This is a genomic window from Mycobacterium sp. pR1184 (assembly GCF_041287235.1).
In the GTDB taxonomy this organism is placed as follows: domain Bacteria; phylum Actinomycetota; class Actinomycetes; order Mycobacteriales; family Mycobacteriaceae; genus Mycobacterium.
In genome coordinates, this window is record NZ_JBGGKR010000013.1 from 1 (window position 1) to 12,014 (window position 12,014).

Annotated in this window: 7 protein-coding genes; all 7 read right to left on the reverse strand. The window is 69.2% G+C overall.

From position 1 onward, the window contains the following. Nucleotides 1–5,374 (reverse strand): acyltransferase domain-containing protein (locus ACAG21_RS21225; protein WP_370498243.1); only part of this gene is annotated, 5,374 nt, incomplete at its 3' end. A 36-nt stretch (nucleotides 5,375–5,410) separates the two neighbouring features. Next, nucleotides 5,411–6,472: a type III polyketide synthase gene (locus tag ACAG21_RS21230; RefSeq protein WP_370498244.1), complete on the reverse strand. Its 1,062-nt coding sequence runs from the start codon at nucleotides 6,470–6,472 to the stop codon at nucleotides 5,411–5,413. A gap of 150 nt (nucleotides 6,473–6,622) precedes the next feature. Then, nucleotides 6,623–8,047, reverse strand: a complete 1,425-nt coding sequence (gene argH / locus ACAG21_RS21235; RefSeq protein WP_370498245.1) for an argininosuccinate lyase — start codon at nucleotides 8,045–8,047, stop codon at nucleotides 6,623–6,625. Nucleotides 8,048–8,129: 82 nt separating this feature from the next. Then, nucleotides 8,130–9,335 carry an argininosuccinate synthase gene (locus ACAG21_RS21240; protein ID WP_370498246.1) on the reverse strand — a complete coding sequence of 402 codons (1,206 nt, stop codon included), beginning with the start codon at nucleotides 9,333–9,335 and terminating at the stop codon, nucleotides 8,130–8,132. Between the two features lie 17 nt (nucleotides 9,336–9,352). Further along, nucleotides 9,353–9,847 (reverse strand): arginine repressor, encoded by a 495-nt coding sequence (locus ACAG21_RS21245; RefSeq protein WP_370498247.1) that lies wholly within the window; start codon nucleotides 9,845–9,847, stop codon nucleotides 9,353–9,355. Further along, nucleotides 9,844–10,767, reverse strand: coding sequence for an ornithine carbamoyltransferase (gene argF, locus ACAG21_RS21250; RefSeq protein ID WP_370498248.1), 924 nt, complete (start codon nucleotides 10,765–10,767; stop codon nucleotides 9,844–9,846). Before argF ends, ACAG21_RS21245 begins: the two co-directional genes overlap by 4 nt. Continuing rightward, entirely contained in the window at nucleotides 10,764–11,930 is a 1,167-nt protein-coding gene (locus ACAG21_RS21255) for an acetylornithine transaminase (protein WP_370498391.1), read from the reverse strand. Before ACAG21_RS21255 ends, argF begins: the two co-directional genes overlap by 4 nt. Nucleotides 11,931–12,014: the final 84 nt, after the last annotated feature.

Here is a 12,014-nt window from a genome sequence, read left to right on the forward strand (position 1 = left end):
TGGCCCGCAACACCGTGTCCACTCGACCCGGTGTCAGCGACGCGATCAGCCCGTCATCGAGCACCCCGGCAGCATGGAATACGCCCTTGAGCGGGTACCGCGCCGGCAACCCGGTGATTAACGCCGCCAACGCATCTCGATCCGCGACGTCGCAGGCCACCACCGACACCTGCGCCCCAGCAGCCGTGAGTCGATCCACCAACTCCGGCACGCCCTGGCCATCGGCCCCGGTGCGGCTGGCCAACACGACATGGGCCACCCCGTAGCGCGCCACCAGGTGCGCGGCCACCGCCGAGCCGGCCATCCCGGTACCGCCGCTGATCAGCACGCTGCCACCGGCCAGCCCGCCGCCGGCCCCGGTGAGGACCGAGTCGCCCGGGCCGTCGGGCAGCGTCAGCACCACCTTGCCGGTGTGGCGGGCCTGGCTGACGAAGCGATACGCCGCCGTGGCGCAACGCACGTCAAAGGTCTTGACCGGCAACGGCTTCAGTACGCCGAGGTCGAAGAGTTCGATCAGGTCGGACAGCATCGAGGCGGTGAGGTCGGGGCCGGCCTCGATCAGGTCGAAGGCGCGGTACAGCACGCCCGGTGCCATCGATGCCGGGTCGCGAAGGTCGGTCTTGCCCATCTCGATGAACCGTCCGCCGCCGACCAGCAGGCGCAGCGAGGCGTCCAGAAACTCCCCGGCCAGCGAGTTGAGCACCACATCCACCCCGGCACCGCCGGTGGTGGCCAGGAACTTCTCCTCGAAATCCACGGTTCGCGTGTCGCCGATGTGGTCGTCGTCAAAACCCATCGCCCGCAACGTATCCCACTTGCCCCGACTGGCCGTGACAAACACCTCGGCACCCCAATGCCGGGCCAGCTGCACGGCCGCCATGCCGACCCCGCCGGTGGCGGCGTGCACCAACACCTTTTCGCCGGCTTTCAGCCCGGCGAGCTCGGAAAATCCGTACAGAGCGGTCAAGAACACCACCGGCACGCTGGCGGCCTGCGGCAGCGACCATCCGGCCGGCACCGTGGTCACCAGCCGCGCATCCACCACGGCCTCGGATCCGACCACCCCCAGCAACCCCATTACCGCATCGCCGACGGCCAGCCCCTGAACTCCCGGACCAGTCTCGACGATCACGCCGGCGCCCTCGACGCCGAGTTCGCCGCCACCGGGATACATGCCCAACGCCACCAACACATCCCGGAAGTTCACCCCGACCGCGGCGACCGCCACCCGCACCTGCCCCGCGGCCAGCTCCGCGCGCGCAAGCGGGCGCACCACGAGATCTTCCAGGGTGCCGCCGCCACCCACGCTCATCCGCCACTGCCCCGCCGGCAACGTCGAGACCGACCGGGACGGGATCAGCCGCGCCGCGTGCGCGACGCCGGAACGCACCACCAATTGCGGTTCGCCGCAGGCAATCAACTCGGCGACGTCCAACGATCCGTCGGTATCGACCAGCAGCACCCGGCCCGGCTGCTCGGCCTGCGCCGAACGCACCAACCCCCACACCGCCGCACCCGCCAAATTCGTGACATCCTCGCCGGCCAGCCCCACCGCGCCGTGAGTGCGCACAACCAACGGCCCCGCATCGCTACCGGCCAGCCACGACTGCAACACACCCAACGCCTCATGGGTGGCCGCATACACCGACTCGACCGCAGCGCCCGGGCTCGGCTCCCACACCGTAACATCTTGTCCACCAACAGCATTGGACTCCAGGGCAACCGGCGACCAGGCGAGTTCGTACACTCCGCCACCGCCACCGGCGGCCGCGGCCAATGCGGCCGACAGCGCACCGACCGAGATCGGCCGAACCACCAGCTCGCGCACCGACAACACCGGCAAGCCCGTTCCGTCGGCCAGGTCCACCGACACCGCACTCACCCCGACCGGGGCGATCCGCACCCGCGCCCGGGACGCGCCGGCGGCATGCAAACACACGCCCTGCCAGGAGAACGGCAGCATGGTCTCGGCCTGGTCGCCGACCACGCCCATTGCATGCAACGCGGCATCGACCAGCACCGGATGGATTCCGAAACCGTCGACCCGCATCCCGGCGACCTCGGGCACAGCGACTTCAGCGAAGACCTCATTGCCGAGGCGCCACAGGGCTTGTAAGCCTTGGAACGCCGGACCGTATTCGTAGCCCCGCCGGTTCAGTTGCTCGTACGCATCGGCGACGTCCACTGCCGTCGCCCCGACCGGTGGCCATACCGACAAGTTCGCGCCCGCATTGTCCGCGCCGCGCAACGCACCCTCGGCGTGCAGCGCCCATTCGGAATCAGGTTGCATGCCAAGGGAATACACCGATACGGTCCGGCGGCCCGAGCTGCCCGCGGGCCCGACCACGACCTGCACCGCGACGCTGTCCGACGCTGGCAACAGCAGCGGGGAGGACAGGGTCAGCTCCTCGACCACCGAGCAGCCGACCTCATCGCCAGCCCGCAACGCCAACTCCACGAACCCGGCGCCGGGGAACAACACCACCCCGGCCACCGCGTGATCGGCCAGCCACGGCTGCGCGGCCAGCGACAGTCGGCCGGTCAGCACCACGCCGCCGGAATCGGGCCGCTGCACCACGGCGCTCAGCAAGCCGTGCTCGGCTCCGGCCAATCCCAATCCAGCGGGATCGCCGCCACCAATGCCCATCGGGGGCAACCAGAATCGTCGGCCCTGGAATGCGTAGGTCGGCAACGGCACCTGGTGGGCGCCGGAGAACACGGGGCGCCAATCCACCGTCACACCGGCGACGTGCGCCTGTCCCGCGGACAACCAGAACCGGTCCAGCCCCCCATCGTCGCGGCCCAGCGACGGAATGACCACGGCATCGTCGGCGACGCTGCCCTCGATGCCGGCAACCAACACCGGATGCGGGCTGGATTCGATGAACACCCGGAAGCCGGCGTCGCTGGCGGTGCGCACCGCAGCCGCGAATTGCACGGTCTGGCGGATGCTGCGGTACCAGTAATCGGCGTCCAGCCCGGCGGTGTCGAGGGGCTCACCGGTGACGGTGGAGAAAAAGGTGACCGCGCAGGATCGGGGCTCAATGCCGCCCAGGGCCTGCGCAAGTGGTTCACGAATCGCGTCGACCTGCGCCGAATGCGAGGCATAGTCGACGTCGATCCGGCGGGCACGCACACCGGCACCCTCACAGCGGCGCATCAACTCCTCGAGGGCGTCGACCTCTCCGGAGACGACGACGGCCGAAACACCGTTCACCGCAGCGATATTCAGGCGATCACCGGCGGGCGCCAACAGCTCGTGCGCCTGGTCCTGGCCGCACGCCAGCGAGACCATGCCCCCGGCCCCGGACAGTTGCACCAGCAACCGGCTACGCAGCGCCACCACGCGGGCCGCATCCTCCAGCGACAGCGCACCGGCCACATAGGCTGCCGCGATCTCGCCCTGCGAGTGGCCGATGACCGCGTCGGGCCGCACACCCATCGAGCGCCATAATTCGGCCAGCGACACCATCATCGCCCACAGCACCGGCTGCACGACGTCGACCCGATCCAGCCCCGGGGCACCCGCCGCGCCGCGGATCACATCGATCAGGGACCACTGCACGTACTCGCCGAGCGCCTTCTCGCACCGATTCAGCTGCTCGGCGAATACCGGTGCGGTGTCGAGTAATTGGGCTCCCATGCCGACCCACTGCGAGCCTTGACCGGGAAATACGAACACCGTCTTGCCGACGGCCTGTGCGCGCCCCGTCACGACGTTGGCGCCCGGCTCCCCGGCCGCCAGGCCGGCCAGCCCGGCCATCAGCTCGTCGCGGGCACCGACGACCACGGCCCGATGGTCGAACACCGAACGGGTCGACGACAGCGACCACCCCACGTCGGCAATGCCGAGCCGCGGATCTGCCTGCACATGTGCCAGCAGTCGCCGCGCCTGACCCGCCAGCGCCTCGGGCGACCGCGCAGACAACACCCATGGAGCTGCCGGCATGTCGCGTTCAGCCGCAACGCTTTCCACCACCGGAGACTGCTCCAGGATCACGTGCGCATTGGTGCCGCTGATCCCGAACGACGACACCCCCGCGCGACGCGGCCGATCCAGCGCAGGCCACGCCCGCTGCTCGGTCAGCAACGACACCGCACCCGCCGACCAATCCACATGCGGCGTAGGCACATCCACGTGCAGCGTCTTGGGCATCACACCGTGCCGCATCGCCTGCACCATCTTGATCACCCCGGCCACTCCCGCCGCCGCCGACGTGTGGCCCATGTTGGACTTGATCGAGCCAAGCCACAACGGCCGATCGGCCGGCCGGTCCTGGCCGTAGGTCGCCAAGATCGCCTGGGCTTCGATGGGATCGCCCAGCGTGGTGCCGGTCCCGTGGCCCTCCACCACATCCACGTCCGCCGTGGCCAACCGGGCACTGGCCAGCGCCGCCCGGATCACCCGCTGCTGCGCCGGCCCGTTGGGGGTCGCCAGCCCGTTGGACGCGCCGTCCTGATTGACCGCGGAACCGCGCACCACGGCCAACACCCGGTGACCCAGGCGCCGCGCGTCGGCCAGCCGCTCCAGCACCAGCGCGCCGACGCCCTCGGAGAAGCCGGTTCCGTCGGCCGCACCGGCATAGGCCTTGCACCGACCATCGACAGACAGCGCCCGCTGACGGCTGAACTCCACAAACATCGCAGGGGTGGCCATCACGGTCACGCCGCCGACCAGCGCCGCATCGCACTCACCCGAGCGCAGCGAACGTGCTGCCAGATGCAACGCCACCAACGACGACGAGCACGCCGTGTCCACCGATACCGCCGGGCCCTCCAGGCCCAGCGAATACGCCACCCGGCCCGACGCGACACTGAGCGTCGAACCGCGCAAGCCGTACCGCTCCAGATCCCCCGGGACGCGGCCCTGACCGCCATACGAACCGTGGAAGATACCGACGAACACGCCCGTGGCCGATCCCCTCAGCGTGATCGGGTCAATTCCGGCCCGCTCCAACGCCTCCCACGACACCTCGAGCAGCAGACGTTGCTGAGGATCCATCGCCAGCGCCTCACTCGGCGCGATCCCGAAGAACGCGGCGTCGAAATCGGCGACGCCGGAAAGGAATCCGCCGCAGCGGTTGTACGACTTGCCGGTCGCGTCCGGGTCGGGGTCGAACAGCTCGGCCAGATCCCAACCGCGGTCGGCCGGAAAGTCCGTGACGACGTCGCGGCCCTCGGCGACCATCTCCCACAGGGCTTCCGGTGAGTCCACCCCGCCCGGATATCGGCAGGCCATCCCGACGATGGCAACCGGCTCGGACGCTTCCTTGGTGAGCAAGGCCAGGTAATCGCGGTTCTCCCGCTTCAGCCGCTCGTTTTCCTTGAGCGACGCACGCAGCGCCTTGACCAGCTCATCAGGAGTGCTATTCATGGGGCTACGAGACGAGCCAGGATCCATACGCCCGCATCAGTGCCAGCGCAGCAAGACGAGCTCCGAGCAGAAGCCGGGCCCCATCGCGAGCATCAGACCCGGGCTTCCGCTGGGCGGTTTCTTGGCGATGGTGTCACGCAGCACGTGCAGCACCGACGCCGACGAGAGGTTGCCGATCTCGCCGAGCGATCGCCAGGTGAGTTCCAGGGCGTCCGGCGGCAGGCTGAGTGCCGCGGTGATCGCCTCGATGACCTTCGGACCGCCGGGGTGACTGACGAAGGCGCCGACATCGGTCGCGGTCAGGCCATGCGCCCCCAGGAAGCCGGTGACGTCGTCCTCGATGTACTGCTCGACCACGGCCGCGACGTCCTTGGACAGCACCAGCTCGAACCCTTCGGTGCCGACGTCGTAGCCCATGGTGCGCAGCGAATCGGGGTAGAGATGGCTGCGCGAATCCAGGACGTCCGGGCCGCCGGCCCCGATCTGCGCCGCGCGGTCCGCGCCGACGGCAACCACGGATGCGGCCCCGTCAGCAAACAGGGCGCTGCCGACCAGACCGGCCAGCGAGGGCTTGTACCCCGGGTAGGTCAAAGAGCAGAGCTCGACCGAGATCAGGGCCGCCACGCCGTCCGGGTCGCCGCGCAGATAGTCGTTCAGCCGGGCCACACCGGCCGCCCCGGCCACGCAGCCCAGGCCGAACAGCGGCACCCGCCGCACGTCGTCGCGCAGCCCGAGCCGCCCGGCGATCCGGGCGTCGATGGACGGGATCGCGAGTCCGGTGACCGTCGTCGTGAACAGCACGTCGACGTCGCGTGGCTGCAGGCCGGCATCGTCGAGCGCGCCGGCAAGCGCCTCACTGCCCAGCTCAACGGCATTGTCGATGTAGATCTGATTCGCGACGCCGAAGTCGGTCAGCCGGGGATAACGCTCCAGCGGGATGACCAGATGGCGGCTGTTGACCTTGGCGCTGGTGTGCAGCTGCCGAACGATGTCCTCGTAGTCCTCGAAGCCGGGAATGCTGAGGAAGAACTCGGTGAGCTCTCGCTGGGAATAGCGATACGGCGGCAACGCACCGAAAACTCCTGCGATGACGCTCATTGGTCCCACCCCTTGGTGACGAACATGCAGGTCGACGGGTTCAAGCCTGTGGTTACGAGCAGCAAGTTTATTCCTTTTGTGCCAGCACCGCCGCAATACGGCTCTGACCTGAGAGAATGGCCACAGCAAACCGCGGTTACGCGGGGTAAGTCATCTCTCGATCTGCGCGGCCAGCCGCGACCGCAGCTCCGCGCAGCTTTCCAGGACATCGCGTAGCTGGTCGGCGACCCGGTCGGGCGCGGTGCCACCGCGGGCGTCGCGGGAGGACACCGAGCCCTCGACGGTCAGCACCTCGCGGACGTCGGGCCGCAAGGTGGGGCTGATGGCCGCCAGTTCGTCGTCGGTCAGCTCCTCGAGGCCGACACCGCGGCCTTCGGCCGTGCGTACGGCCGCACCCGCGGCCTCGTGCGCGGACCGGAACGGCACCCCCTGCCGCACCAGCCACTCCGCGATATCGGTGGCCAGGGTGTAGCCGGCCGGGGCCAGCGCCGCCATCCGCTCGACGTGGAACGTCAAGCTGCCGACCAGCCCGGCCATCGCCGGCAGCAGCAGCTCCAGCTGGGCGACCGAATCGAACACCGGTTCCTTGTCTTCCTGCAGGTCGCGGTTGTAGGCCAGCGGCTGTGCCTTCAGCGTGGCCAGCAGCCCGGCCAGGTTCCCGATCAGCCGCCCCGACTTGCCGCGGGCCAGCTCGGCGATGTCGGGGTTTTTCTTCTGCGGCATGATCGAGCTGCCGGTCGACCAGGAGTCGTGCAGCGTGACGTAGCCGAACTCGGTCGAGCTCCAGATGATGATGTCCTCGGCGAGCCGGGACAGGTCGACTCCGATCATCGCGAAGATGAACGCCGCCTCGGCGGCAAAGTCGCGGGCGGCCGTCGCGTCGACGGAATTGGCGGCGGCGGTGGCGAAACCCAGGTCCGCGGCTATCGCGTCCGGATCCAGGCCCAGCGACGAGCCGGCCAGCGCTCCCGAGCCGTACGGCGACACCGCCGCGCGTTTGTCGAAGTCGGCGAGGCGGTCCACGTCGCGCAGCAGCGGGTGGGCATGCGCGAGCAGGTGATGGGCCAGCAGGATCGGCTGGGCGGACTGCATATGCGTCTTGCCCGGCATGATCGCCGTCGGATGGGCGTCGGCCTGGACGGCCAACGCAGCGACGACGTCCAGCACGCCGGCGGCGACGCGGCGGATCGCGTCGCGAAGCCACATCCGGAACAGCGTGGCCACCTGGTCGTTACGCGACCGCCCGGCCCGCAGCCGTCCGCCCAGCTCGGGGCCGACCCGGTCGATCAGTCCACGCTCCAGCGCGCCGTGCACGTCCTCGTCGGTGACCAGCGGGCCGAAACTGCCGTCGGCGATGTCTGCGGCCAGGCTGTCCAGGCCGGCCAGCAGCCCGTCGCGCTGTTCCTCGGTGAGCAGTCCGGCCCGGAACAGCACGATGGTGTGCGCGCGCGACGCGGTGATGTCGTAGGGCGCCAGCACCCAGTCGAAGTGCGTCGACTTACTCAGCGCGACCAGTGCATCCGACGGGCCGTCGGCGAACCGTCCGCCCCACAGGGATCCCTCGTTGGTGGTCACCGGGCGCTCACTCCGCCCTCACGCCGCGGCGAGTGTGAACCCTGCGACGGTTCGACGGCGTGTCTCGGCGTGAAATTCACACTCACGCCTCGGCGGCCAGGTCTCGGCGGGCCGACAGCTTGGACGACAATCCGTGCACGTAGACGAAGCCCTTGGCCGCCGACTGGTCGAAGCTGTCGCCCTCGTCGTAGGTGGCCAGGTTGAAGTCGTAGAGCGATTCCGAGCTACGCCGGCCGTTGACCGCAATGTGCCCGCCGTGCAACACCATTCGTATTTCGCCTGACACATGCTCCTGGGTCTTGGCGACGAAACTGTCCAGGGCGACCTTCAGCGGCGAGAACCACAGCCCGTCGTAGACCAACTCGGCCCAGCGCTGGTCGGTGTGGCGCTTGAATCGGCCCAATTCGCGCTCGAGGGTGACATGTTCGAGCTCGGCGTGCGCGGTGATCAACACCATCGCGCCGGGCGCCTCGTAGATCTCGCGACTCTTGATGCCCACCAGGCGGTCCTCGACGACGTCGAGGCGCCCGACCCCCTGGGCGCCGGCCCGTCGATTGAGCTCCACGATCGCCTCGAGCACCGACACCGGTTTGCCGTCGATCGACACGGGGACGCCCCGCTCGAAGCCGACGATCACCTCGTCGGGCGTGCTCCAGTTGAGGGTCGGGTCTTCGGTGTAGTCGTACACGTCCTTGGTGGGCGCGTTCCAAAGGTGTTCCAGGAAGCCGGTTTCCACCGCGCGACCCCATACGTTCTGGTCGATGGAGAACGGTGAGCGCTTGGTGACGTTGATCGGGATCGCGTTCTCCTCGGCGAACGCGATCGCCTTCTCGCGTGTCCACGCGTAGTCACGGACCGGCGCGAGCACCTCCAAATCCGGTGCCAGCGAACCGAATCCGACCTCGAAGCGGACCTGGTCGTTGCCCTTGCCGGTGCAGCCGTGTGCGACGATGCTGCCGCCGTACTCGCGAGCCGCCGCGACCAGATGCTTGGCGATCAGCGGCCGGCTGATCGCGGACACCAGCGGGTAGCGGTCCATGTACAGCGCATTGTTCAGCACCGTCGGCAGGCAGTAGCCCTCGGCGAACTCGTCACGGGCGTCGACGACGACCGCTTCGACCGCACCGCAGTCCAGCGCCCGCTGGCGCACGAGTTCCATGTCCTCGCCGCCCTGGCCGAGGTCGATTGCAACCGCTACGACCTCGCGGCCGGTCTCCTTGCCTATCCAGCTGATGGCCACCGAGGTGTCCAGACCGCCGGAATACGCCAGGATGACGCGCTCTGACATGAATCAATCTCCTAGATTTACTTGAGGTTTTCTAAAGTTCGGGCCAGCTCGGCGCCGGTCATCGGTTCCCGAGCGGCCACGAACAGAGTGTCGTCTCCGGCGATGGTGCCGACGACGTACGGTAACGCCGCGCGATCGATTGCGCTGGCCAAATAGTCAGCCGCGCCCGGCGGAGTGCGCAGCACCGCGAGGTTCGCGCTGGCATCGGTGGACACCAGCAGCTCGCTCAGCAGTCGCGACAAGCGCGCGGTGCCGCCGGAGACGCCCCGCACCGGACTGCCGTCCTCCGGGACGACGTAGACGCCGACGCCGCCGTCGGCGCCGCGCAGCTTCACCGCGCCGAGCTCTTCGAGATCGCGCGACAGCGTGGCCTGGGTGACCTCGATGCCCTCGTCGGCGAGCCTGGCCGCCAGCTCGCTCTGGCTGCTGATCGACGAGGACGACAGGATCGCGACGATGCGGGCCTGACGCCCGGCCCGGGTGATGTCGGCGGTGGCCTTGCTGCGCGTCATCGCGACCGCTCCAGCAACCACACCAGCAGCGCCTTCTGGGCGTGCAGCCGGTTTTCGGCCTCGTCGAAGACGACGCTGGCCGGCCCGTCCATCACCTCGTCGGTGATCTCGTCGCCGCGGTGGGCCGGAAGGCAGTGCAGCACAATGGCTTCCGGCTTCGCCAGCCCCAGCAAGCGGGCGTTGATCTGGAATGGCCGAAACGGTTTTACCCGGTCCAGCCCATCGGCTTCCTGGCCCATCGACGTCCAGGTGTCGGTCACCAAGACGTCGGCACCCGCGGCGGCCGCGTCGGCGTCGCCGCTCACGGTGACCGAAGCGCCGGTCACCGCGGCGCGCTGCTCGGCGGCGGCCAGCACGGCCGGATCCGGCGTGAAGCCCTCCGGCGCCGCGATCGTCACATGCATTCCGGCGGTGACCCCGCCGAGCATCAGGGAATGCGCCATGTTGTTGGCACCGTCGCCGAAGTAGGACAGCGACAACCCGCTCAGCGACCCTTTGTGCTCGGCGATGGTCTGCAGATCGGCCAGCACCTGGCAGGGGTGGAACTCGTCCGAGAGCGCGTTGACCACCGGCACCGTCGCGGTGGAGGCCATCGCCTCCAGCCGGTCCTGCCCGAAGGTCCGCCACACGATCGCGTCGACGTAGCGGGACAGCACCCGCGCGGTGTCCTGCAACGTCTCGTCGCGGCCCAGCTGGGTGTTGCTGCTGTCGACGACGACGGGGTGTCCGCCCAGCTGCGCGATACCCACCTCGAAGGAGAAGCGCGTCCGGGTGGAGTTCTTGTCGAACAACACCGCGACCCCGCGCGGCCCGTCGAGCGGGCGACGACTGAACGGGTTCTTCTTCAGCTCGGCGGCCAGCTCAAGGACCTCGGCCTGTTCGGCCGGAGACAGGTCGTCGTCGCGCAGGAAGTGCCTCACGCCGCGGCCTTGTCGAGGATCGCGGGCAGCGCGGTGAGGAAGCTGTCGATCTGGGCCTCGGTGATCACCAGCGGCGGCGCCAACCGGATGACGTCAGCTCCGGTGGCATTGACCAGGAATCCGGCCTCCCGCGCGGCGGCCTCCACCTCCTTGGCCTTCGGCGCGGCCAGCACCACGCCGCACAACAACCCGCGGCCTCGGGTGTGGTCGATCAGCGGGTGGCCCAGCGCTTCGATGCCGTGGCGCAACGTCTTTCCCAGATCCTCGGCGTGCCGGACCAGGTCGTCGTCGACCAGCACCCGCAGCACCGCGCGCGCGGCGGCGGTGCACACCGGGTTGCCGCCGAACGTGCTGCCGTGCAGGCCGGGGGTCAGCAGGTCGGCCGCAGGCCCGATGGCCAGCACCGCTCCGATCGGCAGCCCCCCGCCGAGCCCCTTGGCCAGCGTTACCACATCGGGGGTGATGCCGTCGTGCTGGTGGGCGAAAAAGGCTCCGGTCCGCCCGATTCCGGTCTGCACCTCGTCGAGCACCAGCAGGGCGCCGTGTCGTGCGGTGATCTCGCGGGCCGCGGCCAGGTAGCCCGGGGGCGGGACGACGACGCCGCTCTCCCCCATGATCGGCTCCAGGAATACCGCCGCGGTCTGGTCGTCGACGGCGGCCGCCAGCGCATCGGCGTCACCGTAAGGCACGTGCGTGATGTCGCCGGGCAACGGCTCGAACGGCGCCTGCTTGGCCGGCTGGCCCGTGAGCGCCAGCGAGCCCATCGTTCGGCCGTGGAAACCCTCTTGCGCGGCAACCAGATTGGTGCGGCCGGTGAGCCGCGACATCTTGAACGCCATCTCGTTGGCTTCGGTGCCCGAGTTACAGAAGAACACCCGGGTGGTGGCGTCGGCTCCCAGCAGGGCTACCAGTTCTTCGGCCAGCGCGACGCCGGGTTCGGTGGCATACAGGTTCGACGTGTGCCCCAGCGTCGAGAGCTGTTGCGTGACCGCCTCAATGACGGCCGGGTGGCCGTGGCCGAGCACGTTGACCGCGATGCCGGCGAGCAGGTCCAGGTAGCTCTTGCCGTCCACGTCGGTAACCACCGCGCCCTCGCCACTGGCCAGCGCGATCGCCGGGGTGCCGTAGTTGTTCATCATCACGGCTTCCCACCGCTGCCGCATGGTGTCAGTGTTACTCACGCCGCCACCACCTTCCCGAATGTCACGCCAGCGTGGCTTTCGGCGCCCAACGCCACGCTGGCGTGA

Bases quoted from the DNA above. Each gene is read 5' to 3' on its own strand.
- ACAG21_RS21255 (WP_370498391.1), bottom strand. From the start codon at position 11,930: ATGCGGCAGCGGTGGGAAGCCGTGATGATGAACAACTACGGCACCCCG.
- ACAG21_RS21245 (WP_370498247.1), bottom strand. From the start codon at position 9,847: ATGACGCGCAGCAAGGCCACCGCCGACATCACCCGGGCCGGGCGTCAG.
- ACAG21_RS21240 (WP_370498246.1), bottom strand. From the start codon at position 9,335: ATGTCAGAGCGCGTCATCCTGGCGTATTCCGGCGGTCTGGACACCTCG.
- ACAG21_RS21230 (WP_370498244.1), bottom strand. From the start codon at position 6,472: ATGAGCGTCATCGCAGGAGTTTTCGGTGCGTTGCCGCCGTATCGCTAT.